We start from the raw sequence: 25,429 nt of genomic DNA on the forward strand, positions 1-25,429 counted from the left end.
CCCAAGGAAACGCCATGAAGACTAGCCTTCTCCCCAACCGCTTCCGCCAGGCCCTGTTGCAGGGCGAAACCCTGATTGGCTGCTGGTCGGCGCTGGGCAATCCGATATCTACCGAGGTGCTGGGGTTGGCCGGTTTCGACTGGCTGGTGCTGGACGGCGAGCATGCGCCTAACGACATCACCACTTTCGTGCCGCAGCTGATGGCGCTGAAAGACAGCGACAGCGCAGCGGTGGTGCGGCCGCCGTGCAACGAACCGGTGATCATCAAGCGCCTGCTGGATATCGGCTTTTACAACTTCCTGATCCCCTTTGTGGAAAACGCGGAACAGGCACGGCTGGCGGTAGCGTCCACCCGTTATCCGCCGGCGGGCATTCGCGGCGTGTCGGTCTCTCATCGCAGCAACGGTTACGGCACGGTGGCGGATTATTTCACCACCATCAACGACAACATCAGCGTACTGGTCCAGATAGAAAACCAGGCCGGGGTGGATAATCTGAATGAGATTGCCGCCGTGGACGGCGTTGACGGCATCTTTGTCGGCCCAAGCGATTTATCGGCGGCGCTCGGCTACCTAGGCCAGCCCAATCATCCGCAGGTGCAGGCGGCGATCCGCCATATCTTTGCATGCGCCAAGGCGCACGGCAAACCGAGCGGCATACTGGCGCCGGCTGAGGCCGATGCGCGTCGCTACCTGGAATGGGGGGCCACGTTTGTCGCGGTTGGGAGCGATCTCGGGGTGTTCCGCGCAGCCACCCTGGCGCTGTGCGACAGGTTTAAAAAATAACGTTCTGCTTTCCACTTTGCAAAGAGGTTAACCTTATGAAAATTGGATTTATTGGCCTGGGTATCATGGGCAAACCCATGAGTAAAAATCTGCTGAAAGCCGGTTATTCGCTGGTGGTGCTCAATCATCATCCTCAGACCACCGCCGAGCTGGTTGCGTTGGGCGCAACCGCCGCCGAGACGCCGAAAGCGGTGGCTGAGCAAAGCGATATCCTGATCACCATGTTGCCGAATTCGCCGCAGGTGCAAGAGGTTGCATTGGGCAAGGACGGCATTATCGAAGGTGCCAGGCCGGGCAGCGTGCTTGTCGACATGAGCTCAATTGCGCCGCTTGCCAGCCGTGAAATCAGCGCCGCGCTGGCGGAAAAACAGATTGCCATGCTGGACGCGCCGGTGAGCGGCGGTGAGCCGAAGGCCATCGATGCGACCTTGTCGGTGATGGTTGGCGGCGACAAGGCGGTATTCGAGCGCTGTCTGCCGGTCATGAAAGCGATGGCAGGTTCGGTCGTGCACACCGGGGAGATCGGGGCCGGCAATGTCACCAAGCTGGCGAATCAGGTGATTGTGGCGCTGAACATCGCCGCGATGTCCGAAGCGCTGGTGCTGGCAACCAAGGCGGGCGTCAACCCGGATCTGGTCTATCAGGCCATTCGCGGCGGGCTGGCCGGCAGCACGGTGCTGGACGCCAAAGCGCCGATGGTGATGGATCGTAATTTTAAGCCGGGCTTTCGCATTGAACTGCATATCAAGGATTTGGCCAACGCGCTGGATACCTCGCACGGCGTCGGCGCACAGCTGCCGCTCACCGCCGCAGTCATGGAAATGATGCAGGCGCTGCGAGCCGATGGGCTGGGGGCGGCGGATCACAGTGCGCTGGCCTGCTATTATGAGAAATTAACCAAGGCGGAAGTGAGCCGATAGGGGGCGACCTGGTCAGGTGAGCAGGCTCTGCCTCTGCCGCGGGCGCCAACGCGCCGGTTGGCGAATCAAAGGACGAGTGCAGTCGAGGAAACGGACCGTATATGAAAATAGTGATCGCGCCGGACTCATACAAAGAAAGTCTGTCGGCACTGGAAGTGGCGACCCAGATTGAAGCGGGTTTTCGCGAGATATTTCCTGATGCCGAGTACATCAAACTGCCGGTAGCCGACGGCGGGGAAGGTACGGTGGAGGCGATGGTGGCCGCCACCGGCGGGCGTAAAGTGGATGTCGACGTCACCGGGCCGCTGGGCGCAAAGGTGAAAGCCTTTTTCGGCCTGTCCGGCGATGAGCAGAGCGCCTTTATCGAGATGGCTGCCGCCAGCGGATTGGAACTGGTGCCGGGGCGGCAGCGTAACCCGCTGAACACCACCTCTTATGGCACCGGCGAACTGATCCGTTCGGCGCTGGATCACGGCGTAAAACATTGCATTATCGGCATCGGCGGCAGCGCCACCAACGACGGCGGCGCCGGCATGGTGCAGGCGCTGGGGGCGAGGCTGCTGGATAAAAACGGCGACGACATTGGCTTTGGCGGTGCGCAGTTGGAACGCCTCGTCGCGATCGACGTCAGCGGGCTGGATGCGCGCATTGCCCAGTGCAAATTCGAGGTCGCTTGTGACGTCACTAACCCGTTAACCGGCAAAGAGGGCGCTTCGGCGATTTTCGGCCCGCAGAAAGGGGCTACGCCACAGATGGTGGCGCAGCTTGATCGCTGCCTGCAGCACTATGCGCAGGTGATTGCGCAGGATATGGCGATTGAGGTGGGCGGAGTACCCGGTGCGGGCGCGGCCGGCGGTATGGGGGCCGCGTTGTTGGCGTTCTGCCATGCCGATCTGCGTCAGGGGATTGAGATCGTCACCGAAGCGCTGGGGCTGGACGCGTTGGTGCGCGACGCGACGCTGGTGATCACCGGCGAAGGACGCATCGACAGTCAGAGTATCAACGGCAAGGTGCCTATCGGCGTGGCGCGCGTCGCCAAGCGCTACAACAAGCCGGTGATCGGCATCGCCGGCAGCCTGACGGCCGACGTCGGCGTGGTGCATGAGCACGGGCTGGATGCGGTGTTCAGCGTGCTGTACAGCATCTGCACGCTCGAGGAAGCGCTGGAGAATGCCGCCGACAACGTGCGCATGACCGCACGCAATATTGCGGCGACCATAAGGCTGTCGCAGCAGATATAGGTTCCGCTAATCATGCTGAGGGGGGCACCCTCAGCTTGTCGCTGGGCGATCGCTCTCCAGATGGCTGCGGGCTGCCTGGCTCACCAATTCGATCTCATCCAGCAGTTCCAGCCATTCCGGCTCCAGTTCGTCGTTGCCGACGCCCTTGCGCAACTGCTGTTCAAGGTAGAAGCACAGTTGCTTCATGCGCGGCACGCCACTGTAGCTGCAACTGCCGTGCAATTTATGGATCAAATCGAGAATGCTGTCGTCTGGGGTGCCGTCCAGCACCGCCTGCACCCGTTCGCTGACTTGCGGCAGGAAGTCGAGCAGCATCTGCAGCAGATCGCGCGCCAAATCCTGTTTGTTCGCCGCCTGGCGCAACGCCAGCGGCCAGTCTAACGACAGCAATGGCTCGGCGGCCGGTTCGCCGCTGTAATAACGGGCCAGCACGCGGGTCAGCATAGCTTCATCAATCGGCTTGGCCAGATAGTCATCCATTCCCGCTTGCAGCAAATGCTCGCGCTCCCCGCTCACCGCATGGGCGGTAACCGCGACGATAGGCGTAGAGTTGTGGTGCGGCAGTTGGCGGATCAGTTCGCTGGTGCGGATGCCGTCGATATTCGGCATTTGGATATCCATCAGGATCAGATCCAGCACGTTATCGCGCGCCAGCGCCAGCGCCTCTTCCCCGCTTTCGCACAGCAGGGTCTTTTCCACTTGTTCAGCCAGCAGAGTGCCAATCAGTTTCAGGTTGGCCGGGTTATCGTCGACCGCCATCACCGTCAATGGCAGGCGTTTGGGTTCCGGCGCGGCGATGAGGCGCTGCGGCGTTTCCATGCGCAGCAGCGGGAACAGGCGGTTGCCGGTGATGGGCTTGATCAGGCAGCCGATAGCGCCCTGCTGTTTAAGCTGCTCGGCGTTGATCTGCGATTGGCAGGGTAGCGCCAGAATCACCCGGTCGGCGATCTTCAGCGCCGCCATCAGTTTGCCTTCGTGCTGCGCCAGGTTGTCGCGGAACGGGATCGGCACCCCGACCAGCAAGAAGTCGTAATCTTTTTTCGGCAGTTGAGCCAGCGTAGGTGAATGGGTGATCACCAGCGGGGTGACGCTCAGCATGTTGAGCGTGGCTTCCGCCGCCATCGGGTTGGCTTCGATGTACCCCAACGTCTTGCCGCGCAGGTCCGGCAGGCTCGGCGGCAACGACAACATGCCCTCGTGCAGCTCGAGGGTGATGTGGAACCAGAAGGTTGAACCTCGGTTCAGCTGGCTGTGGAAGCAGATATCGCCGCCCATCTCTTTTACCAGCTTCTGGGTGATCACCAACCCCAGACCGGTGCCGCCGTGGCGGCGCGAAATGCTGGCGTCCGCCTGGCGGAATGCCTGGAACAACTGCGACTGCTGCCGTTCTGATATACCGATGCCTGTGTCATGGATTTGCACTTCAAGTTCGACCTGACGTTCCTGCAGGCCGCGCAGCTCTACGCGGATATCGATGTTGCCGGTTTCGGTAAATTTGATCGCGTTACCCAGCAGGTTGGTAATGATCTGCTGCAACCGCAACGAATCGCCGATCACCTGCTCCGGCACGTCGTTATGCACGTCCAGCGTCAATTCCAGCCCTTTCTCGTGAGCGCTGGGTGCCAGCAACACAATCACTTCGTCCAGCGTTTCACGCAGCGAGAACGGAATGTGCTCCAGCACCAGTTTGCCGGCTTCCAGCTTGGAGAAGTCCAGCACGTCGTTGATGATGGTCAGCAGGTTGTTGGCCGAGCGCTCGATGGTTTGCAGATAGTCGGTCTGGGTGACGCTCATCTCGGTTTTCAGCATCTGGCGGGTAAAGCCGATCACACCGTTGAGCGGGGTGCGCAGCTCGTGCGACGTGTTCGCCAGAAACTCGGATTTGATACGCGCCGCTTCCTGATCGCGTTTTTTCGCCAGATCCAGCTCGACGTTCTGGATCTCCATCTGTTCCAGCGTCTCGCGCAGGTCCGAAGTCGCCTGGTCGATATTCTGCTGCATCTCTTCGTGATAGGCGGTCAGCGACATCGCCATCGAGTTGATGCCGTTCTTCAGCATATGCAGTTCGCCGAGCATAAAGCCTTCAACGCGGCTGTCGAGCTGGCCACGGCGGATGCGGTCAACGGTGTTCACCATATTGCGGATCGGGCCGGTCACGTCGCGCATCAGACGGTAAGCAAACAGGATGGCAATGCACATGCACAGCAGCAACAGCAGGGTGGAAACAAACACCTCTTTATACTGTTGCAACCGCACCGATTGAAGATCAAGTTCGATCGCCACATAACCCAGGTTGTTGTCTTGCGGAACCGGGTCGGTGGCGTTTTGATCCGGGTACTGGCTCTCCGAAAGGATCGGCGTGCGCAGGATCAGTGAGTTGCCGCGCCGCGTCAGCATCAGATCGGTGGGCATTGGCACACCTTTCGGCAACTGCAATTGGGCGAAATTGTGATGATAATTGGAGGTGACAAACAGATTATTCTGCGCATCGAACACCGTAATTGAACGCACAATATCCGAATGACGGCGGTGCAGCAGGCTGACCAACTGCCTGACCGACTCGCGGCTGCGGAATGTCATGCCGTACTCGCTGGCCACCGCCAAGGGTTCGATAATGCTGGCGCCGGCGTCAACCAGCTGTTCTTGCAGCTCATTGTAACGGTGCACCACGAAGAAGGTGCTGAGCAGCAGACCAATCAACAGCGTTGGGGCCAGAATCAGGATCATCATGCGCGCACGCAAGCTGTATTTGGTCATGGGATTCCAATGTGGGAGAATTGCCGAACTCACTCTACTTTAATGAGCCGGCACGCAATCGGCAAATATGGTGCAATTCTACTCTCCCAAACGCTGCGTGACGACCCGGCAAAGTCTGCAAATGTTAATCGCAAGGGTGAGCGACCTCGATCCCTTTGGACAGGCGTGACACGCCACAACGGCAAAGACGTGTTTGTGCGGGGAGTCTTGCCGGGCTGGCAGGCGGAAATCCAGCTGACGGAAGAAAAAAGATGAGGATCGCCAGGCGTTACCGGCCTTTGCGCAGCCAAAAAACGTAACCGTTTATTGGGTGCCCGACAGCGACAGGAGCGAAAAACTGTGCGGCGAAACGCCGTATTATCAGGTCGGCGGGCTACGCTTAGACATCAGTTCGCGTGGCTTTATTGGGGTAAATGACACAGTAAATCAGCAAATGGCAGCGCAGGCCCTTGAATGGCTCGACATTCAGCCCAATGATCGGGTATTGGACCTGTTCTGCGGCATGGGCCAACTGTACCCTGCCGCCGCGGTGTTGGGGATAGAAGGTATTGCCACGCTGGTAGCGAATGGGCAATATAATGCACATAAGAATAAACTGAATAATGCCTCCTTCTTTCCTTCCATGAAAATCTGGAAGAGGACGTTGAGCGGCAACCTTGGGCAGCACAAGGATTTGATAAAGTGATGCTGGACCTTGCCCGTGCGGGTGCGGTCGGCGCGATGTCACATAGTGTAAAACTGGCGCCAGCACGGGGGGGACGTTTCTTGTAACCCTACCAGGCTGGCACGCGACAGCAAAATATTGCTGGATGCCGGTTATCGTCTTGCACGTGTGCGGATGTTGGATAGGTTTCCGCATACGGAGCATCTTGAGTCAATGGCGCTGTTTATTAACGACAACACGCCTGGGGTCGCTGCAAAGTAGGGAGAGGGTATGGTTGCGGTAAGAAGTGCACATCTGAACACGGCTGGTGAATTTGCTCTCGACGAGTGGATTGCCAGCTTGGGGCTACCTAACCCGCAGTCATGTGAGCGATTAGCCGCAACCTGGCGCTACTGTGAGCAACAGACCCAGAACCATCCCGATGCACCACTGTTGTTGTGGCGCGGGCTGGAAATGGTGGAAATCCTCTCCACGCTGAGCATGGACAACGACAGTATGCGCGCCGCGCTGCTGTTCCCACTGGTGGACGCCGGCATCGTGCCGGAAGAAACCCTGACCGAAGAGTTTGGCAAGGGTATCACCTACCTGGTGCACGGCGTGCGCGATATGGACGCCATCCGCCAACTGAAAGCCACCCAGAACGATTCCATGGCCTCCGAACAGGTCGACAACGTGCGCCGCATGCTGTTGGCGATGGTGGAGGATTTCCGCTGCGTGGTGATCAAGCTGGCGGAGCGTATCGCCCACCTGCGTGAAGTGAAGGATGCGCCGGAAGACGAGCGCGTGCTGGCGGCAAAAGAGTGTTCGAATATCTATGCGCCGCTGGCCAACCGCCTCGGCATCGGGCAACTGAAATGGGAACTGGAGGATTTCTGCTTCCGTTACCTGCACCCGGATGAATACAAGCGCATCGCCAAGCTGCTGCACGAACGCCGCATCGATCGCGAACAGTTTATCGACGACTTCGTCGCCTCGCTGCGAAAAGCGATGGGTGACGAGGGCATCAAAGCGGATATCTACGGCCGCCCTAAACATATCTACAGCATCTGGCGCAAAATGCAGAAGAAGGCGCTGGCCTTCGACGAGCTGTTTGACGTGCGCGCGGTGCGCGTGGTGGTCGAGCGTTTGCAGGACTGCTATGCGGCGCTGGGGATTGTGCATACCCACTTCCGCCATCTGCCGGATGAGTTCGACGACTACGTCGCCAACCCGAAACCCAACGGCTATCAGTCTATCCACACCGTGGTGTTGGGCCCGCGCGGCAAAACGCTCGAAATCCAGATCCGTACCCGGCAGATGCATGAAGATGCCGAACTGGGCGTGGCCGCGCACTGGAAATACAAAGAAGGCGCGGTAGCGACGGTACGCTCCGGCTATGAAGAACGCATAGCCTGGCTGCGCAAGCTGATTGCCTGGCAGGAAGAGATGGCGGACTCCGGCGAGATGCTCGACGAGGTTCGCAGCCAGGTGTTCGACGATCGCGTCTACGTGTTTACCCCGAAAGGCGATGTGGTGGATCTGCCGGCCGGCTCCACGCCGCTCGACTTTGCTTATCATATTCACAGCGACGTCGGCCACCGTTGCATCGGCGCCAAGATTGGCGGGCGCATCGTGCCGTTTACCTACCAGTTGCGGATGGGCGATCAGATTGAAATCATCACCCAGAAGCAGCCGAACCCGAGCCGCGACTGGCTGAACCCGAACCTGGGCTATGTCACCACCAGCCGTGGGCGCTCCAAAATCCATAACTGGTTCCGCAAGCAGGATCGCGACAAGAACATCCTTGCCGGCCGCCAGATGCTGGACAGCGAGTTGGAGCACCTCGGCATCAGCCTGAAAGAGGCCGAGAAGCTGCTGATCCCGCGATACAACATGAATTCGCTGGATGAAATACTGGCGGCGATTGGCGGCGGCGATATCCGCCTGAATCAGATGGTGAACTTCCTGCAAGGCAAGTTCAACAAGCCGAGCGCCGAGGAGCAGGATCGCGAAGCGTTGCGCCAATTGGTGCAGCATAAAGCGCCGCCGGCGACCCGCAGCAAGGACAACGGCCGGGTAGTGGTGGAAGGGGTAGGCAACCTGATGCACCACATCGCCCGTTGCTGCCAGCCGATCCCGGGCGACGATATTGTCGGCTTTATCACCCAGGGGCGCGGTATCTCCATCCACCGTGCGGACTGCGATCAGTTGGTGGATTTGCAGTCGCACGCGCCGGAACGCATCGTTGACGCCGTGTGGGGCGAAAGCTATTCCAGCGGTTATTCACTGGTCGTGCGTGTGATGGCCAACGATCGCAGCGGCCTGCTGCGCGACATCACCACCATTCTGGCCAATGAAAAGGTCAACGTGCTGGGCGTGGCCAGCCGGAGCGACACCAAAAAGCAGCTGGCGACCATCGACATGGACATTGAAATCTACAACCAGCAGGTGCTGGCCAAGCTGAATCAGTTGCCGGACGTGATTGACGCCAAGCGCCTGCACGGCAGCTAAATCCCCTGCGTCTTTCGAGCCGTATCGTTGTTGGCTGCAAGCGAACACCGATACGGCTCGAAATCCATTGGCGACTAATCCGGCGGACGCACAAATGCGCTCCCATTCTTTCTCAGAGATCTTTTTATGACCCAATCCACCCCGCTGCAGCGCCTGCTGAACATCATGAAAACGCTGCGCGACCCGCAGAACGGTTGCCCATGGGACCGCAAGCAGACCTTCGCCACTATCGCGCCTTACACGTTGGAAGAAACCTACGAAGTGCTGGACGCCATTGAGCGCCAGGATTACGCCGATCTGCGCGATGAGTTGGGCGATCTGCTGTTCCAGGTGGTGTTTTACGCCCAGATGGGCCAGGAGCAGGGGTTGTTTGACTTCGATGAGGTGTGCAACGCCATCAGCGACAAACTGGAACGCCGCCATCCGCACATCTTCGGTGATGCCGATGCGGCGGATAGCGAAGCGGTAGCGGCCCGCTGGGAGCAGTTGAAGGCCGGCGAACGCGCCGAGAAGGCGCTGCATTCCGCGCTGGACGATATCCCGCAGGCGTTACCGGCGCTGATGAAGGCGCACAAAATCCAGAAGCGTTGCGCCTCGGTCGGTTTCGACTGGCATACCCTGGGGCCGGTATTGGACAAGGTGTACGAAGAGATCGACGAAGTGATGCATGAAGCCAAACAAGCGGTGGTTGATGAACAGAAGCTGGAAGAGGAAATCGGCGATCTGCTGTTCGCTACGGTGAATTTATCGCGCCATCTCGGGCACAAGGCGGAAAACGCGCTGCAGGCGGCCAATCGCAAGTTCGAACGCCGTTTCCGGCAGGTGGAAGAGATTGTCAAACAGCGCGGGCTGCAGATGGAGGAGGCTACGCTGGAGCAGATGGAAGAGGCGTGGCAACAGGTTAAACGTCAGGAAAACTAATCCCGTTCGGCGTTGTCCTAAAGTTGTTCGGCGAGGGTCGTAATGTTGATCGGCGACAAGGTTCGCTCAAGCTGAAACGGTTAAGCTCAGAGCCCTGGTTTGCTGAACGACGAGAGAACGGCAAGAAAATGCCAACAAACTGAAATTTAAGGTGTTTTAGTGCCATGAAACGGCGGTAAAAGAAAATTTTCCATGCTAACTCATTGTTTTAAAAAGACAGTAAGCAAGGTGCCCGCGGATTAAACCCTGATGAACTCCCGGTGGTGACAGAGATGATGGACAGTAAAACGATCGTTTGTAGGTCTGGAGAGGTTCGGGTATACTACTTTCCCGTCTTGGTACTTCCATCGTCTTTAAACCTAAACTCTCAGGTTCAGCATGACAACTAATTATATTTTTGTGACCGGCGGGGTCGTATCCTCTCTGGGTAAAGGCATTGCCGCAGCCTCTCTGGCGGCTATTCTCGAAGCCCGTGGCCTCAACGTTACCATCATGAAACTGGACCCGTACATCAACGTGGATCCGGGCACCATGAGCCCGATTCAGCATGGGGAAGTTTTCGTCACCGAAGACGGGGCAGAAACCGATCTGGATTTGGGTCACTACGAGCGCTTCATCCGCACCAAAATGTCGCGCCGCAACAACTTCACCACGGGTCGCATTTATTCCGACGTTCTGCGTAAAGAACGCCGTGGCGACTACCTGGGCGCCACCGTACAGGTTATCCCGCACATCACCAACGCGATCAAAGAACGCATTCTCGAAGGTGGCGAAGGCCACGACGTGGTGTTGGTTGAAGTGGGCGGTACCGTCGGCGATATCGAATCGCTGCCGTTCCTGGAAGCTATCCGCCAGATGGCGGTAGAAGTGGGCCGTGAGCACACTCTGTACATGCACCTGACGCTGGTGCCGTACCTGGCTGCCGCCGGTGAAGTCAAAACCAAACCTACTCAGCATTCCGTTAAAGAGCTGCTTTCCATCGGTATTCAGCCTGATGTGCTGATTTGCCGTTCCGATCGCACAGTTCCTGCTAACGAACGTGCGAAAATCGCACTTTTCTGCAACGTGCCGGAAAAAGCGGTTATCTCCCTGAAAGACGTTGATTCTATTTATAAAATCCCGGGCCTCTTGAAATCTCAGGGCTTGGATGATTATATTTGTAAACGATTCAGCCTCAACGCACCGGAAGCGAACCTGGCCGAATGGGAACAGGTGATCTCTGAAGAAGCCAATCCGGGCGGCGAAGTGACCATCGGTATGGTCGGCAAATATGTTGAACTGCCGGATGCATATAAGTCGGTGATTGAAGCCTTGAAACACGGCGGTCTGAAAAATCGTCTGACCGTGAACATCAAGCTGATCGACTCGCAGGATGTCGAAACCCGCGGTGTGGAAGTGCTGAAAGGTCTGGATGCGATTCTGATCCCAGGCGGCTTTGGCTACCGTGGCGTAGAAGGCAAGGTGATGACCGCGCGTTACGCGCGCGAAAACAACATCCCTTATCTGGGCATCTGCCTGGGTATGCAGGTGGCGCTGATGGAGTTCGCCCGCAACGTAGCGGGTATGGAGAACGCCAACTCAACCGAGTTTGTGCCAGACTGCAAGTACCCGGTGGTGGCGTTGATCACCGAATGGCGTGACGAAGACGGCAACGTCGAAGTGCGCACTGAAGAAAGCGATTTGGGTGGCACGATGCGTGTCGGTGGCCAGCAATGCCACCTGACAGACAATAGCCTGGTACGCAAGATGTACGGCGAACCGACCATTGTTGAACGTCATCGTCACCGTTATGAAGTCAACAACATGCTGTTGAAGCAGATCGAAGCCGCCGGGCTGCTCGTTGCCGGCCGTTCTGCAGACAACAAGCTGGTTGAGATTATTGAACTGCCGAATCACCCGTGGTTTGTCGCTTGTCAGTTCCACCCGGAATTTACTTCAACGCCGCGTGATGGTCATCCGTTGTTCGCCGGCTTTGTGAAGGCCGCTGGTGAGCACCAGAAGCGCCAGGTGAAATAAAATATTTGGTAAGCGGCGCGCGGTGAGAACCGCGCGTTGTTTGTCTGGAGTTTTAGTTTAACTTGTACTGAGGAAAACCTAATGTCCAAAATCGTTAAAGTCATCGGTCGTGAAATCATCGACTCCCGCGGTAACCCGACTGTTGAAGCCGAAGTGCATCTGGAAGGCGGTTTCGTAGGTCTGGCTGCTGCGCCGTCAGGTGCTTCTACCGGTTCCCGTGAAGCACTGGAACTGCGTGACGGTGACAAGTCTCGTTTCCTGGGTAAAGGCGTACTGAAAGCCGTTGCTGCAGTAAACGGCCCGATTGCTCAGGCAGTACTGGGTAAAGATGCCAAAGACCAGGCTAACATCGACAAGATCATGATCGACCTGGACGGCACTGAAAACAAATCCCAATTCGGTGCAAACGCCATTCTGGCGGTTTCCCTGGCTGCTGCCAAAGCGGCTGCTGCTTCCAAAGGCATGCCGCTGTATGAGCACATCGCTGAACTGAACGGCACCCCAGGCAAATTCTCTATGCCACTGCCTATGATGAACATCATCAACGGCGGCGAGCACGCTGACAACAACGTCGACATTCAGGAATTCATGATTCAGCCGGTTGGCGCGAAGACCCTGAAAGAAGCCGTTCGCATCGGTTCTGAAGTGTTCCATCACCTGGCTAAAGTGCTGAAGGCCAAAGGCCTGAACACCGCTGTAGGCGACGAAGGCGGCTACGCGCCAAACCTGGGTTCTAACGCCGAAGCGCTGGCTGTTATCGCTGAAGCGGTAAAAGCGGCAGGTTACGAGCTGGGCAAAGACGTGACCCTGGCGATGGACTGTGCAGCTTCCGAGTTCTACAAAGACGGTAAATACGTTCTGGCCGGCGAAGGCAACAAAGCCTTCACTTCCGAAGAGTTCACTCACTTCCTGGAAGACCTGACCAAACAGTACCCAATCGTGTCTATCGAAGATGGTCTGGACGAATCTGACTGGGCTGGTTTCGCATACCAGACTAAAGTGCTGGGCGACAAAATCCAGCTGGTGGGCGACGACCTGTTCGTTACCAACACCAAGATCCTGAAAGAAGGTATCGATAAAGGCATCGCTAACTCCATCCTGATCAAATTCAACCAGATCGGTTCTCTGACCGAAACTCTGGCTGCTATCAAGATGGCAAAAGACGCAGGCTACACCGCGGTGATCTCTCACCGTTCAGGTGAAACCGAAGACGCAACCATCGCCGACCTGGCGGTAGGTACTGCGGCTGGCCAGATCAAAACCGGTTCCATGAGCCGTTCTGACCGCGTTGCTAAATACAACCAACTGATCCGTATCGAAGAAGCGCTGGGCGACCGCGCACCGTTCAACGGCCTGAAAGAAGTTAAAGGTCAGTAATAACGGCTTGGTTCGTTGTTGAATAAAAACCCGCTGCGGCGGGTTTTTTTATCGCCATTTTTCAGTATTCATTATTTACGTGAGTAATAGTGTGTTATTTATTGATATTTAATTAATCTTCCAGCAGTGTTTTTAACGCTATAATTTAATTGTAATAACAAAATTCCCATTTATAAATTCCATTTTTAATTGCTTTATATTTTTTAGTTACTAGACTGCCTGTAAGGCAGAGCTATTACCCGCTGTCCTGCCTCTTTGAGTTTCCTAACAGAATCGCTGCTCTATGGGCGGCTGGGTGAGGGCTTGATGCGGAACAGGATTGTGATTGTCGGCGGTGGAACCGGTGGGACGATATTGGCCAATTTACTGGCCACTAAATTACATCGGGAGATAGTGAATAATAAGGTTGAGTTATTAATGATTTCGGATTCTCCGATTCATTATTATAAACCGGCATTTATGTATGTGGCATTTAACGCCTTTTTTAAACAGGAGTTAATGCGCCCACAACAAAGTTTGCTGAGCCCGGAAATTAAGTTTGTTGTGGATAAAGCGGAGCGGTTCGATTTATCTCGGCGGGTGATCCATACCCGTAGCGGCAAACAGTACGCGTACGATTTTCTGGTGTTTGCTACCGGTTGCGTGCCTTGGCCCGAGCGTATCGAGGGGTTGGCACAGGCGGGGGATCACTTCTATCAGTATCAGGCGGCCCGGCAGTTGGCACAAAAGCTGGCGACAATCGAAAAAGGCCGCATTTTTATTACCGTCTCCTTCCCTGAAACGCCCAACGTGCCACATCAATGTGGTATCGCACCGATTGAGACTACGCTGATGCTGGATGATTACCTGCGTCGGCGCGGTGTGCGTAAGGCGATTGAGATTGTTTATACCTATCCCAGCGTTTCACAGCTGCTGCGTAATTGCCTGTTTCTACAGCGCCCTACCGCCGAAGCTTTACCCGCGATTTTCGCGGCGCGAGATATTCGCCATCAACGTGGTTTTACCCTCAACCGGGTGGATACGCAGCGACAGGTGGCTTACTCCGCCGAGGGCGAGGAGCAACCTTTCGATATCCTGATGGCGACGCCGCCCATTCGCGCGGTGGAGGCGGTGCGCAATACCGGGCTGAGCGATATTAAAAATGGAGAAGGCTGGCTGCCGACCGATCACCAGACGCTGCAGGTCTACGGCCAGCAGGGGGTTTATGTGATTGGCGATACCGTGGATCTGCCCGTCAGCAAAGCCGGCGGCTCCTGCCACAATCAGGCGCCGGTGATCGCCGATAACATTGTGGCTGAACTGAGGCTGGGCCAGACCGTCAGCCATTACGACGGCAAGGTGCAGGCAATTGCTCAGATGGGGCTGCACGCCGGTATGCCGCTAGTTTATGACTACCGGCATGATGTGTTGCCGACGCCGCCGACCAAGGTGGGCGGTATGCTGCGCAACGTGTTTAACCGCGGCCTCTACTGGGCGACGGTTCGCGGGCTGATATAGCGAGGGGTACTGATGAACGCACCTGAAAATGAACCCCTGACGGCACTGCTGGAGAAGCTGGCACCGCTGCTGGCCGGTGGGCGGCTCGATAACGTAGTCGATCTGCTGTCGTTGCTGTCAGATGGGGTGGATATCGCAGATAACGCGCTGGTGGAAAAACTGGCCGGTAAATTTGAAGGCGTAGTAGCCGCAGGATGGGAAGGCGGCATGGCGCTGCGAATGGCACACACGGAACTGCAGCTGGATCCGCCGCCTGCCAATTTTCGTTCACTGTATGCCTTATTGCGCCAGCCGGATACCTTGTTGGGCCTGATGTTGGTGCTGCGTACCTTGCAAATCATCGGTGGGCGTATGCGCATGAGCACGCTGCCGCCTGACGCCGCTGATGAATAACGGGAATTGTTTTACTCGATCAGGTAAGGAGTTGTTATGTCTGACACTATCCGACACGCCTTTGCCACACGTGCGATCCACCACGGCTACAATCCTCAGCAATATCTGGGGGCGCTTTGTCCACCGGTCTTTATGAGTTCGACCTTTGCCTTTCCTACGGCAGAATACGGCGGCGCCTGCTTTGCCGGCAGCGAGCCGGGCTATTTTTATTCCCGCATCGCCAACCCGACACTAAATCTGCTGGAACAGCGGATAGCCAATCTGGAGGGCGGGGGGGCGGCGGTGGCGTTTTCTTCCGGCATGGGGGCGATAACCGCCTGTTGCTGGACGCTGCTGGCGCCGGGAGATGAGCTGATCGTCGATGAAACCATTTATGGCTGCACTTTCAGCTATTTTCATCAGGGTCTGGCGCGTTTTGGCGTCAAGGTTACGCACGTCGATCTGACGCAGCCGGAAAAACTGGCCGCAGCCATGGGGCCACGTACCCGCTTGGTGTACTGCGAAACGCCGGCCAACCCCAATATGCGGTTGATCGATATCGCCACAGTGGCGGAGATTACCCACCGGCAGCAGGCGTTGCTGCTGGTGGATAACACGTATTGCACGCCCTATCTGCAACAACCGTTGGCGCTTGGTGCGGACATCGTGGTGCATTCCGCCACCAAATATATCGGGGGCCACGGAGATTTGCTGGCCGGGTTGGTGGTGACCACTCAGGATCTGGCGCAAACTATCCGGCTGGTGGGTCTGAAGGATATGAACGGGGCGGTGCTGTCGGCGCAGGATGCGGCGTTGTTGTTGCGCGGCTTGAAGACCTTGCCGTTGCGCATGGAGCGCCACTGCGATAACGCTCAACGGCTGGCGGAAATGCTGTCTCAGCATCCTGCGGTAGAGCAGGTGTATTATCCGGGGCTGGAGACTTTCCCGCAGTATCCTTTGGCTCGGCGGCAGATGACGCGTCCTGGCGGCATGATCGCTTTTGAACTCAAGGGCGGTATGGCGGCGGGCATTCGTTTCCTCAATGCCTTGCAGTTAATCTTGCGTGCCGTCAGCCTGGGGGATTGCGAAACGCTGGCGCAGCATCCGGCGAGCATGACCCATTCCGCTTACAGCGCGGAAGAGCGTCAGCGGCATCATATCAGCGATGGATTGATTCGCTTGTCGGCGGGCCTGGAAGACATAGAGGATTTGTGCGGCGATATCGAACAGGCGCTGGCGCAGGTGTGATAAAAAACCCGCCTGTGGCGGGTTTAAGCGTTAATACTGAGGCGAGCTTGTGACGGGGGAACCCCCACCTTTTTTACGCACCCACAACCAGTATGCCAGGGTAAGGAAAGCCACCCACACCAACCCGACGTACAGGGCGATACGGCTATCCTCGAAGTAACCGAGCAGGCCGATGACGAACAGCATAAATACCGTCGCCAGCGCCGGTGCTATCGGCCACCACGGAACCGGGAAACTCAGTTTGCTGACCTCCTGCGGCGTCAGCGTACGGCGCATGGCTGCCTGCGACAGCAGGATCATCAGCCACACCCAGACGGTCGCGAAGGTGGCGATGGAGGCGATGATCATAAAGACCTGTTTGGGTATCAGGTAGTTAAGTACCACACCCAACAGCAGGGCGACAGACATTACCAGCACCGTCATCCAGGGCACGCCGTTGGCGGTCAGTTTGGAGAAGCTTTTCGGTGCCTGACCATCCTGCGCCATGCCGTACATCATGCGGCCTGCACCGAAGATGTCGCTGTTGATGGCGGAAATGGCGGCGGTGATCACCACCACGTTCAACACGTTGGCGGCGGAGCTGATGCCCAGATTGCTGAAGATCTCCACAAACGGGCTGCCGTTCTGGCCGATGCTGTTCCACGGATAGATGGCCATCAACACCAGCAGCGTCAGCACATAGAACAGCAGGATACGCACCGGCACCGCATTGATCGCTTTCGGCAGCACCTTCGCCGGGTCTTTCGCCTCGCTGGCGGTGATACCGATGATCTCGATGCCACCGAAGGCGAACATCACGACCGCCAGCGAGGCGATCACGCCGCCGATGCCGTTAGGCATAAAGCCGCCGTGCTGCCACAGATTGCTAAAGCCGGTGGCGTGCTGGGTCTGGCCGAAACCAAACAGCATCACCGCCGCGCCGCCGACGATCATCGCCACGATAGCCGCGACCTTGATCAGCGACAGCCAGAACTCCATTTCGCCGAACACTTTCACGCTGCACAGGTTGAGCGCGCCGATAAACATGATAATGCTGAGCACCCACACCCACTGGGCGACGTCCGGGAACCACAGCCCCATATAGATGCCGAAGGCGGTAACGTCCGCCAGGGCGACGATCACCATTTCGAAGGTATAGGTCCAGCCGGTGAGGAAACCGGCCAGCGGGCCAAGATAGTGGCTGGCGTAGTGGCCGAACGAACCGGATACCGGTTGATGCACCGCCATTTCACCCAGCGCGCGCATGACCATAAATACCGCCGCGCCACCGACCAGGTAAGCCAGCAGCACGGCTGGGCCGGCCAGTTGGATCGCCCCGGCGGAGCCGTAGAACAAGCCGGTACCTATGGCAGAACCGAGCGCCATAAAGCGGATATGCCGCGCGTTTAATCCGCGTCTGAGTTGTGTTGTTTCATTACGCATGTTGCTTCCCGTTGAGTTTTTATTGCCGAACAGGCACGCGCTATCCGCACCGAGTGGAAAGCACCCGGCGGGACAGAACAAACTGCGTGGTATAACCCTTATTTACTCGAAGTCGCCGCGTTGTTAGCGGCAACGCCAACTACTTTGGGTAGAGGTTTTATTTATGCCTGGCTAGGCAGCAGCGCTGCTGGCATCAGCGATGTCAGGTGACCGGCCGCCAACAGCAGGCTGGCGGCTTCAATGTCGGGGGCGAAGAAACGATCCTTGTCGTAGTAGCTGACGTGTTCACGCAGCGTGCGGCGCGCCTGCTCCAGGGCTTCCGACGTTTTCAGGCCCTTGCGCAGATCCAGCCCCTGACAGGCGGCCAGCCACTCGACGGCTAAAATGCCGCGCACGTTATCCGCCATTTCCCACAGGCGGCGGCCTGCGGCCGGTGCCATGGAGACATGGTCTTCCTGATTGGCGGAGGTCGGGATGCTATCGACGCTGGCCGGGTGGGCCAGTGCCTTGTTCTCGCTGGTCAGCGCCGCGGCGGTCACCTGGGCGATCATAAAGCCCGAGTTCACCCCACCGTTGTCCACCAGGAATGGCGGCAACTGCGACATGTGTTTATCCATCATCAGCGAGATGCGGCGTTCGGACAGCGAGCCGATTTCGGCAAACGCCAGCGCCAGGTTATCGGCGGCCATGGCGACCGGCTCGGCGTGGAAGTTGCCCCCGGACAGCACGTCACCCTCTTCGGCGAACACCAGCGGGTTGTCGGATACGGCGTTGGCTTCGATCTCCAGCACTTCGCTGGCCTGACGGATCTGCGTCAGGCAGGCGCCCATGACTTGCGGCTGGCAGCGCAGGGAGTAAGGATCCTGCACTTTCTCGCAGTTGCGATGCGAATCGGACACTTCGCTGCGTTCGCCGAGCAAGTGGCGGTAGGCGGCAGCGGCGTCGATCTGGCCACGTTGGCCGCGCACCGCATGGATACGCGGGTCAAACGGGCTGCGCGACCCCAGAGCGGCTTCCACCGTCAGGCTACCGGTGACCGTCGCCGCAGCGTACAGGTCTTCCGCGTCAAACAGGCCGCGTAGGGCAAAGGCGGCGGAAACCTGCGTACCGTTCAGTAGCGCCAGGCCTTCTTTGGCGGCCAGCGTCAGCGGTTTCAGGCCCGCTTTGGCCAGCGCCTCGGTGGCCGGTAGCCATTCGCCCTGATAGCGGGCCTTGCCTTCACCCAGCAGCACCAGGCTCATGTGCGCCAGCGGCGCCAGGTCACCGGAGGCGCCAACGGAGCCTTTCAGTGGAATGTGCGGATAAACTTCTGCATTCACCAGTGCCATCAGCGCCTGGATCACTTCCAGACGGATGCCGGAAAAGCCGCGCGACAGGCTGTTGATTTTCAGCACCATAATCAGGCGCACCAGGCTGTCGTCGGTCGGGGCGCCAACGCCGGCGGCGTGGGACAGCACGATCGAACGCTGCAGGTTTTCCAGATCTTCACGGGCGATGCGGGTGGAGGCCAGCAGGCCAAAACCGGTGTTGATGCCATAGGTGGTGCGGTTTTCTTCAACGATGCGCTCTACGCAGGCAACGCTTTGCTGAATGGCGGCATAGGCGCTGTCGTCAAGCTGAAGGTTGACCGGGTGCTGATAAACTTCACGCAGTTGCGCCAGCGTCAGTTGGCCAGGGCGAATAGTCAGCGCTTTCATGCTTTGTCTCCTTGAGTGGCGGCGACCATCGGCAGGTTCAGACCTTGCTCGCGGGCGCATTCGATGGCGATGTCGTAACCGGCATCGGCATGACGCATTACGCCGGTGGCTGGATCGTTATGCAAGACGCGGGCGATGCGCTCGGCGGCTTCATCGGTGCCGTCACAAACGATGACCATGCCGGAATGCTGCGAGAAGCCCATGCCGACCCCCCCACCGTGGTGCAGAGAAACCCAGGTCGCGCCGCTGGCGGTATTCAGCAGGGCGTTGAGCAGCGGCCAGTCGGATACGGCGTCTGAACCGTCTTTCATCGATTCGGTTTCGCGGTTCGGGCTTGAGACCGAGCCGGAGTCCAGGTGGTCGCGGCCAATCACGATCGGTGCGGACAGCTCGCCGCTGCGTACCATCTCGTTGAACGCCAGACCCAGCTTGGCGCGCTGGCCCAGACCGACCCAGCAGATGCGCGCCGGCAGCCCCTGGAAGCTGATACGCTCGCGCGCCATATCCAGCCAGTGGTGCAGATGCTCGTCGTCCGGGATCAGCTCTTTAACTTTAGCGTCGGTTTTGTAGATGTCCTGCGGATCGCCGGACAGCGCAGCCCAGCGGAACGGGCCGACGCCGCGGCAGAACAGCGGGCGAATATAGGCCGGTACGAAGCCCGGGAAGTCGAAGGCGTTGCTGACGCCCATTTCTTTCGCCATCTGGCGGATGTTGTTGCCGTAGTCGAAGGTGGGCACGCCCATCTTCTGGAAGGCCAGCATGGCTTCCACGTGTTCGGCCATTGACTGCTTGGCGGCGATGACCACCTGAGCGGGTTCGGTCTGCGCACGCTGGCGGTATTCTTCCCAGCTCCAGCCCTTCGGCAGGTAGCCGTTCAACGGGTCATGGGCGCTGGTCTGGTCGGTGACCATGTCAGGACGCACGCCGCGGCGTACCAGTTCCGGCAGGATATCCGCTGCGTTGCCGCACAGGGCGATAGAGATGGCTTTGCCTTCGGCGGTGTATTTCTTGAGACGCGCCAGCGCGTCGTCCAGATCGGTCGCCTGTTCATCGACGTAGCGGGTTTTCAGACGGAAATCGATGCGGCTCTGCTGGCATTCGATGTTCAGCGAGCTGGCACCGGCCAACGTGGCGGCCAAGGGTTGTGCGCCGCCCATGCCACCCAGACCGGCGGTCAGCACCCAGCGGCCTTTCAGGCTGCCGTCGTAATGCTGACGGCCAGCTTCCACGAAGGTCTCGTAAGTGCCCTGGACGATGCCTTGGCTGCCGATGTAGATCCAGCTGCCGGCGGTCATTTGGCCGTACATGGCCAGGCCTTTGGCATCCAGTTCGTTAAAGTGTTCCCAGGTAGCCCAGTGTGGCACCAGGTTGGAGTTGGCGATCAGCACGCGCGGTGCGTTGCTGTGGGTTTTGAATACGCCGACCGGCTTGCCGGATTGCACCAGCAACGTTTCGTCGTCTTCCAGTGTTTTCAGAGTGGCGACAATTTTGTCGTAGCAGTCCCAGTCACGCGCGGCGCGGCCAATGCCGCCGTACACCACCAGTTCATGCGGGTTTTCCGCTACTTCAGGATCGAGGTTGTTCATCAGCATGCGCAGCGGCGCTTCGGTCAGCCAGCTTTTTGCATTTAATTGTGTGCCGCGTGGCGCGCGTACATCGACATGGCGAACTTTGTTATTTGCAGTCACAGCATTTTCCTCAAACAGTATCGGTGCAGATTCCATGACGCGGTGGGGTGAATCACCACGGCATAACAATGCGTAGGGTTTATTAACATATACTTGTATGTACAAGCATATGCAACACTGACCAGTGGATGCCGTAAATGGCATAAGAGAAAGTTATTTTTGTTTATTATCAATAATATGATGTTGTTTGTGGGGCTGAGATCATTAGGTTGGGGCAGAAGAATAGTGAGCTATTCAACAAAAATGAATTAAAAATGGGTCATTTTTGAGCGTCAAATCACAATAATTTTACATACCCATTACAAGTTAGCGGTGGCGATAAAAAAATCATATCGCCGACAGCAAAACGCCCGCCGACCCATTTGCCGGGAGCAAGCTGGAACGACGTCCAGTCGGCCTAAAGGATTGGACACATCCATGTGCCCCATCATGGCGGGGGTTGCCTTATGCCGTCGGTTGCAGCGCCGCTCTTCGGGTCATTTTGAATACCGTCGCGATGGCGGCGATCAGCGCCGGCACGCACAGGAACATCAGGATGCTTTGCACTTCCCAGTGCATGGCCAGCAGTTGCGCGCCCATCATGGTGCCCGCCACGCCGCCAAAGCGGCCGATGCCCTGCATCCAGGCAATACCGGTGGCGCGGCTGTGGGTGGGGTAAAAGGTGGCGGCCAACGTTTGCAGGCCCGACTGCGCGCCGTTCATGGTGATCCCCATCAGGAAGATAAAGGTGCCCAGCAACACGATGTGGCTGTCCTCGGTCGCCATCGCCACAATCAACAGGGCGGTGACCACAAAGCCGCTTGATACCACCTTATGGGCGTTCCAGCGGTCCATCAGCCAGCCGGCCGCCAGAATGCCGAGGGTGCCGCCGAAGGTGAACAGCGAGGTCAGAATGGCCGACTGTTCAAGCTGATAACCCAACCCCTGCATCAGGATCGGCATCCAGCTAAGCAGCACGTAATAAATCACCAGCCCCATGAAGTAGGTTAGCCACAGCATCAACGTGCCGGCCAGATAAGGACGGGTAAACAGCAGGCCGACGCTGGTTTTTGATTGCGCCAGCTTCTCTTCATACAGATAGAAACGCGTGACGTTATCAATATTCTGGCTGACAAAACGCTGGGCTATGCGTCTGATTTTCATCGCGTCCTTGCCGCGGTTCACCATGTATTTCACCGATTCCGGCAGGAACAGGATCAACAATATCGTCAGGATCAACGGGGCAAGCGCCCCCAACAACAGCACGCTGTGCCAGCCGTAGGCCGGGATCAGCCACGATGAGATAGCGCCGCCACCGGCCGCACCCAGCGGGAACCCGCAGTACATGGTGTTAATCGCCATTGAACGGCAGCGCTGCGGCGCATATTCGGAAATCAGCGTGATGGCGTTCGGCATCGCCGCACCCAAGCCCAGCCCGGTCAGAAAACGCCACAGCGTCAGGCTGTTGAGCGAACCGGCATAGGCGGTGGCCAGGCTGGACAGGCCGAAGAACAGGCACGAAAACACCAGCACCCGCTTGCGGCCGATGCGATCGGAGATCGGTCCGGCCACCAGTGCACCGAGTGACAGCCCCAGCAGCGCGGCGCTCAGTACCGGGCCGAGATCCTGTCTCACAATTCCCCAATCTTTGGCGACCGAAGGGGCGATATAGCCCATTGCCGCAGTGTCAAAGCCATCAATGGCAAGGATCAGAAATCCCAAAATGATCAAAGTCCAATGGAACAGCGAGAATTTGCTGTCGTCGATGGCTTGCTGAATATTCAACTCGGTGGAATGAGCCATGGCACCCTCTAAACGCAGATGTGATGTTGGTGGATGCACTGCCGGAACCGATGTCCGGCTTGTGCTTGCCTGTATATACATCTGCGTCGCGGCAATTCATGTCAAATATATTTGTCCGATTTGTTATCTGGATGTTGTTTTTGCGCCGCAGGATGCATCGCCAATGCGGCCGTTGACGTAGATAAACGTAATAAATGAAGCAGATAGGCGGTGGGATAGGCTGAACCGCGGGCAGAAGATAAAATTTAATACAATTTAGCCGGTTTGGTTGCCGGGCCGTAATCTGAGATAATCGCTTTTTCCCTATCCTGATTGAGAAACCGATGCAGTACCCGATTAATGAAATGTTCCAAACCTTGCAAGGCGAAGGCTTTTTTACCGGTGTTCCGGCCATTTTTATCCGCCTGCAGGGCTGCCCGGTAGGATGCAGCTGGTGCGATACCAAACATACCTGGGAAAAGGAAGCCAATCGGGAAGTGGATATGCAGCGGATCCTGGTAAAAACCGAAGAGAGCGACGCCTGGGGCAGCGCCAGCGCGGAGCAACTGCTTGCGGTTATCCGTCAGCAGGGCTATACCGCGCGTCACGTGGTGATCACCGGCGGCGAGCCGTGCATTTACGATCTGACTCCGCTGACCCAACTGCTGGAAGACAACGGCTATGGTTGCCAGATTGAAACCAGCGGTACCCATGAGGTCCGGTGCTCGGCGAAAACCTGGGTGACGGTTTCCCCCAAGGTGAATATGCGCGGCGGCATGAAGGTGTTGGATCAGGCTTTGCAGCGTGCAGACGAGGTGAAGCATCCGGTTGGACGCGAGCGTGATATTGAAGCGCTGGATGCGCTGCTGGCGACGCTGCACGATGAAAAACCGCGGATTATCGCGTTGCAGCCAATCAGTCAAAAGGAAGAGGCGACTCGCCTGTGCATTGAAACCTGCATTGCGCGCAACTGGCGCTTGTCGATGCAGACGCATAAGTATTTGAATATTGAATAAAAAGTTAACCAAGGACGGTTGATGTTGAACAGACAAATTGCTTGGGAAGAGCCTTTTAATGACAGTTATGGACCGGGATTTATTACCAGAATGTTTGTTGTTTCCGGTAGGGTCTATGCGGTGGGTTTTGAGGTGATTTACAGCGATCAACAGTTGATAAATAAAGGTATTCGCATCAACGCGGATATACCTGATTTCCGCTTCCCTGATACGGGAATGTGGGCAGTGGCATTTGATCGGGTTGAAACCGTCGAAGCATGGGGCGGTTATAACCATGTTAGTTTACCCGGACTATCGGCAGGTAAGGTACTGCTTAATGTTGCCAGGTCAATTATTGAGCATGACTATGTATCAAATGCAGGCGCTTATATATTCACGGCAGCAGTAGACAGAGAGCATGAGAGATGTGGATCTCGTCAATATTTATAATGGTTTCTTAGGGTTAGGGTATAAACGAACGAAGCCATTAATCGCGCTGCCTAATATGAAATGCTATGGCAACCTGGGTGAAGGAGGGAGAGGATATGTCGTCACTACAGAAAGTTACTGATGCTCGGACCATGGAGCGGCTGTCTTTAGACTTAGGTTCCAAACTTCACGCCGCAGCCAGTGACATTATGAAGAAGAAACTGCAGACGGGTGAATACCAAGTGGTTAATGGTCGAATTGTTCAAGTTGGCCGGAAGACTAGCAAAAAACTCGTTGCTAAGGTTTGAACCAGTACATTTTGTAGAAGGGCGCTATACAGCGCCCTTTCTTCAACCTTTATAGACGCATCCCGCGCTGCAGGTTTCTTTCACCATGACCGCACTCAGTTCCGGCAACTGGGGTTTAAGCTGTTGCCAGATCCAGGCGGCAAGCACTTCGCTGGTGGGATTTTCCAATCCTGGAATATCGTTCAGATAATGGTGATCCAGGCGCTCCCAAATCGGGGAGAACACGGCTTTAAGCTCGGCGAAATCCATCACCCATCCGGTGTGTGCATCCACTTCACCGGTCACTTCCAGACGCACCATAAACGAATGCCCATGCAGACGGCCGCATTTATGGCCCTCCGGCACATGCGGCAAACGGTGTGCGGCTTCAAACTGAAAATCTTTAAACAGCGTGGTTGCCATTATTACGGCCTCATTGACTCAAAAACCGCCGCATAGTACCGGAAAGCGCGCCTGCTTGCCATTTATACTGCTTTAGTCTGGCCGCGCGCCGTTAAACCGGCGTTAGCACTTTTTTTGTTTGGTCCGTGCCGCACCTATCGGATGGGGTAATCAGCGGTAAATGCGATTCATTCAAAAATCGCCAAAAAAACCGGTTTATTTTCAAAAGGATAAAAAACGCGCTTTAGCGTTTTAACCGTTATCCCTTACCAGAAAAACCGCTTAGTCATTTTGGTTATTATTTATTGCTATCCCTTATTTAATCGTTGCTATTGTGCTCGGTAACCTTACAAACTCACCTGATCTTTTCAGGACCCCAGACTGAACGAAAAGACAGCGACTGACATTGGCGAGCGCCTGGCTGGATAGGTGCCATACCCGTTGCCTTTCAAACTGCAGC

Annotated in this window: 19 protein-coding genes and 1 pseudogene; 14 read left to right on the forward strand and 6 right to left on the reverse strand. The window is 57.0% G+C overall.

What is annotated here, in order from left to right; genetic code table 11:
• Window positions 1-14 precede the first annotated feature (14 nt).
• The 3 genes from garL (at window position 15) to SPL01S_RS08050 (ending at window position 2,946) form a co-directional block, all read left to right on the forward strand.
• Window positions 15-785 (forward strand): 2-dehydro-3-deoxyglucarate aldolase, encoded by a 771-nt coding sequence (gene garL / locus SPL01S_RS08040; protein ID WP_063198734.1) that lies wholly within the window; start codon window positions 15-17, stop codon window positions 783-785.
• Complete coding sequence (gene garR / locus SPL01S_RS08045) at window positions 782-1,705, forward strand: 2-hydroxy-3-oxopropionate reductase (protein WP_255212457.1); 924 nt, start codon at window positions 782-784, stop codon at window positions 1,703-1,705. The genes garL and garR overlap by 4 nt, the downstream gene beginning before the upstream one ends.
• A gap of 101 nt (window positions 1,706-1,806) precedes the next feature.
• Window positions 1,807-2,946 (forward strand): glycerate kinase, encoded by a 1,140-nt coding sequence (locus SPL01S_RS08050; RefSeq protein WP_063198739.1) that lies wholly within the window; start codon window positions 1,807-1,809, stop codon window positions 2,944-2,946.
• Between the two features lie 30 nt (window positions 2,947-2,976).
• Here the strand turns inward: SPL01S_RS08050 and barA are convergent, their stop codons facing one another.
• Window positions 2,977-5,703, reverse strand: coding sequence for a two-component sensor histidine kinase BarA (barA, locus tag SPL01S_RS08055; RefSeq protein ID WP_063198742.1), 2,727 nt, complete (start codon window positions 5,701-5,703; stop codon window positions 2,977-2,979).
• Window positions 5,704-5,959: 256 nt separating this feature from the next.
• Between barA and SPL01S_RS24465 the strand changes: the two are divergent.
• From SPL01S_RS24465 to SPL01S_RS08095, 8 genes and pseudogenes are all read left to right on the forward strand, one after another.
• Window positions 5,960-6,628: pseudogene (locus SPL01S_RS24465) on the forward strand (class I SAM-dependent RNA methyltransferase family protein); the annotation flags it as partial.
• Between the two features lie 9 nt (window positions 6,629-6,637).
• Entirely contained in the window at window positions 6,638-8,857 is a 2,220-nt protein-coding gene (relA, locus tag SPL01S_RS08065; protein ID WP_063198744.1) for a GTP diphosphokinase, read from the forward strand.
• A 126-nt stretch (window positions 8,858-8,983) separates the two neighbouring features.
• Complete coding sequence (mazG, locus tag SPL01S_RS08070) at window positions 8,984-9,778, forward strand: nucleoside triphosphate pyrophosphohydrolase (protein WP_004950214.1); 795 nt, start codon at window positions 8,984-8,986, stop codon at window positions 9,776-9,778.
• A 378-nt stretch (window positions 9,779-10,156) separates the two neighbouring features.
• The gene (gene pyrG / locus SPL01S_RS08075) at window positions 10,157-11,794 is read left to right on the forward strand and encodes a glutamine hydrolyzing CTP synthase (protein WP_004950216.1); all 1,638 of its coding nucleotides are present in this window, start codon (window positions 10,157-10,159) and stop codon (window positions 11,792-11,794) included.
• An 81-nt stretch (window positions 11,795-11,875) separates the two neighbouring features.
• On the forward strand, window positions 11,876-13,171 hold the full coding sequence (eno, locus tag SPL01S_RS08080; RefSeq protein WP_004950218.1) for a phosphopyruvate hydratase: 1,296 nt from the start codon (window positions 11,876-11,878) through the stop codon (window positions 13,169-13,171).
• 306 nt (window positions 13,172-13,477) lie between these two features.
• The gene (locus tag SPL01S_RS08085; RefSeq protein ID WP_063198746.1) at window positions 13,478-14,668 is read left to right on the forward strand and encodes an NAD(P)/FAD-dependent oxidoreductase; all 1,191 of its coding nucleotides are present in this window, start codon (window positions 13,478-13,480) and stop codon (window positions 14,666-14,668) included.
• 12 nt (window positions 14,669-14,680) lie between these two features.
• A complete protein-coding gene (locus tag SPL01S_RS08090; RefSeq protein ID WP_063198748.1) occupies window positions 14,681-15,061 on the forward strand; it encodes a Rossmann-fold NAD(P)-binding domain-containing protein in 381 nt (126 codons plus the stop codon).
• A 36-nt stretch (window positions 15,062-15,097) separates the two neighbouring features.
• A complete protein-coding gene (locus SPL01S_RS08095) occupies window positions 15,098-16,288 on the forward strand; it encodes a methionine gamma-lyase (protein ID WP_063198751.1) in 1,191 nt (396 codons plus the stop codon).
• A 30-nt stretch (window positions 16,289-16,318) separates the two neighbouring features.
• Here the strand turns inward: SPL01S_RS08095 and hutT are convergent, their stop codons facing one another.
• The 4 genes from hutT to SPL01S_RS08115 all read right to left on the reverse strand — a co-directional run bounded on the left by hutT (window position 16,319) and on the right by SPL01S_RS08115 (window position 22,877).
• Window positions 16,319-17,710, reverse strand: coding sequence for an L-histidine transporter HutT (gene hutT, locus SPL01S_RS08100; RefSeq protein WP_004950226.1), 1,392 nt, complete (start codon window positions 17,708-17,710; stop codon window positions 16,319-16,321).
• A gap of 161 nt (window positions 17,711-17,871) precedes the next feature.
• A complete protein-coding gene (hutH, locus tag SPL01S_RS08105; RefSeq protein ID WP_062869655.1) occupies window positions 17,872-19,407 on the reverse strand; it encodes a histidine ammonia-lyase in 1,536 nt (511 codons plus the stop codon).
• Window positions 19,404-21,095 carry a urocanate hydratase gene (gene hutU / locus SPL01S_RS08110; RefSeq protein WP_004950232.1) on the reverse strand — a complete coding sequence of 564 codons (1,692 nt, stop codon included), beginning with the start codon at window positions 21,093-21,095 and terminating at the stop codon, window positions 19,404-19,406. Before hutU ends, hutH begins: the two co-directional genes overlap by 4 nt.
• A gap of 444 nt (window positions 21,096-21,539) precedes the next feature.
• Window positions 21,540-22,877: an MFS transporter gene (locus tag SPL01S_RS08115; RefSeq protein ID WP_063198753.1), complete on the reverse strand. Its 1,338-nt coding sequence runs from the start codon at window positions 22,875-22,877 to the stop codon at window positions 21,540-21,542.
• Between the two features lie 323 nt (window positions 22,878-23,200).
• On the opposite strand from SPL01S_RS08115, the gene queE reads away from it, so the two are divergent.
• The 3 genes from queE (at window position 23,201) to SPL01S_RS08130 (ending at window position 24,588) form a co-directional block, all read left to right on the forward strand.
• Complete coding sequence (gene queE, locus SPL01S_RS08120; protein WP_063198756.1) at window positions 23,201-23,872, forward strand: 7-carboxy-7-deazaguanine synthase QueE; 672 nt, start codon at window positions 23,201-23,203, stop codon at window positions 23,870-23,872.
• A 21-nt stretch (window positions 23,873-23,893) separates the two neighbouring features.
• Window positions 23,894-24,301: a hypothetical protein gene (locus SPL01S_RS08125; protein ID WP_063198759.1), complete on the forward strand. Its 408-nt coding sequence runs from the start codon at window positions 23,894-23,896 to the stop codon at window positions 24,299-24,301.
• Window positions 24,302-24,396: 95 nt separating this feature from the next.
• The gene (locus SPL01S_RS08130; RefSeq protein ID WP_147424925.1) at window positions 24,397-24,588 is read left to right on the forward strand and encodes a hypothetical protein; all 192 of its coding nucleotides are present in this window, start codon (window positions 24,397-24,399) and stop codon (window positions 24,586-24,588) included.
• 42 nt (window positions 24,589-24,630) lie between these two features.
• On the opposite strand, the gene queD is transcribed toward SPL01S_RS08130, so the two are convergent.
• The gene (gene queD, locus SPL01S_RS08135) at window positions 24,631-24,990 is read right to left on the reverse strand and encodes a 6-carboxytetrahydropterin synthase QueD (RefSeq protein WP_004950240.1); all 360 of its coding nucleotides are present in this window, start codon (window positions 24,988-24,990) and stop codon (window positions 24,631-24,633) included.
• Between the last annotated feature and the right edge of the window lie 439 nt (window positions 24,991-25,429).

It is taken from the genome of Serratia plymuthica NBRC 102599 (genome assembly GCF_001590925.1).
In the GTDB taxonomy this organism is placed as follows: domain Bacteria; phylum Pseudomonadota; class Gammaproteobacteria; order Enterobacterales; family Enterobacteriaceae; genus Serratia; species Serratia plymuthica.

Excerpts from the sequence above, each read along its gene's own strand:
- garL (WP_063198734.1), top strand. The coding sequence starts at position 15 with ATGAAGACTAGCCTTCTCCCCAACCGCTTCCGCCAGGCCCTGTTGCAG.
- SPL01S_RS08050 (WP_063198739.1), top strand. The coding sequence starts at position 1,807 with ATGAAAATAGTGATCGCGCCGGACTCATACAAAGAAAGTCTGTCGGCA.
- barA (WP_063198742.1), bottom strand. The coding sequence starts at position 5,703 with ATGACCAAATACAGCTTGCGTGCGCGCATGATGATCCTGATTCTGGCC.
- relA (WP_063198744.1), top strand. The coding sequence starts at position 6,638 with ATGGTTGCGGTAAGAAGTGCACATCTGAACACGGCTGGTGAATTTGCT.
- mazG (WP_004950214.1), top strand. The coding sequence starts at position 8,984 with ATGACCCAATCCACCCCGCTGCAGCGCCTGCTGAACATCATGAAAACG.
- pyrG (WP_004950216.1), top strand. The coding sequence starts at position 10,157 with ATGACAACTAATTATATTTTTGTGACCGGCGGGGTCGTATCCTCTCTG.
- eno (WP_004950218.1), top strand. The coding sequence starts at position 11,876 with ATGTCCAAAATCGTTAAAGTCATCGGTCGTGAAATCATCGACTCCCGC.
- SPL01S_RS08085 (WP_063198746.1), top strand. The coding sequence starts at position 13,478 with ATGCGGAACAGGATTGTGATTGTCGGCGGTGGAACCGGTGGGACGATA.
- SPL01S_RS08090 (WP_063198748.1), top strand. The coding sequence starts at position 14,681 with ATGAACGCACCTGAAAATGAACCCCTGACGGCACTGCTGGAGAAGCTG.
- SPL01S_RS08095 (WP_063198751.1), top strand. The coding sequence starts at position 15,098 with ATGTCTGACACTATCCGACACGCCTTTGCCACACGTGCGATCCACCAC.
- hutT (WP_004950226.1), bottom strand. The coding sequence starts at position 17,710 with ATGCGTAATGAAACAACACAACTCAGACGCGGATTAAACGCGCGGCAT.
- hutH (WP_062869655.1), bottom strand. The coding sequence starts at position 19,407 with ATGAAAGCGCTGACTATTCGCCCTGGCCAACTGACGCTGGCGCAACTG.
- SPL01S_RS08115 (WP_063198753.1), bottom strand. The coding sequence starts at position 22,877 with ATGGCTCATTCCACCGAGTTGAATATTCAGCAAGCCATCGACGACAGC.
- queE (WP_063198756.1), top strand. The coding sequence starts at position 23,201 with ATGCAGTACCCGATTAATGAAATGTTCCAAACCTTGCAAGGCGAAGGC.
- SPL01S_RS08125 (WP_063198759.1), top strand. The coding sequence starts at position 23,894 with ATGTTGAACAGACAAATTGCTTGGGAAGAGCCTTTTAATGACAGTTAT.
- SPL01S_RS08130 (WP_147424925.1), top strand. The coding sequence starts at position 24,397 with ATGTCGTCACTACAGAAAGTTACTGATGCTCGGACCATGGAGCGGCTG.
- queD (WP_004950240.1), bottom strand. The coding sequence starts at position 24,990 with ATGGCAACCACGCTGTTTAAAGATTTTCAGTTTGAAGCCGCACACCGT.